At 36.0% G+C, this 222-nt stretch carries 1 protein-coding gene; it reads left to right on the top strand.

Annotated features, from left to right (window positions below; all coding sequences use genetic code 11):
- Positions 1 to 222 (top strand): DUF8696 domain-containing protein (locus tag PL9214_RS31835; RefSeq protein WP_186440523.1); only part of this gene is annotated, 222 nt, incomplete at both ends.

The raw sequence follows: 222 nt of genomic DNA, 5'->3' as shown, positions 1-222 counted from the left end.
AATTATCAATGGCAAGAGTCATCTGATAATGGAGTCACCTGGACTAATATTAGTGGAGCGACTAATAATACTTTTACCTTATCTCAAACGCAAGTTGGGAAAAAGGTACAAGTCAAAGTTAGTTATACTGACTTATTAGGAACAGCAGAAACGGTTAATAGTAGTCCGACTTCTGTGGTTTCTGGACTTTTGAATAATGCTCCTACAGGAACAGTTAATATT

Origin of the sequence: Planktothrix tepida PCC 9214, assembly GCF_900009145.1 — a bacterium.
Classification (GTDB): Bacteria; Cyanobacteriota; Cyanobacteriia; order Cyanobacteriales; family Microcoleaceae; genus Planktothrix; species Planktothrix tepida.
The sequence above is the reverse complement of the archived record's forward strand: the minus strand, read 5'-3'. Positions and strand labels throughout refer to the sequence as shown.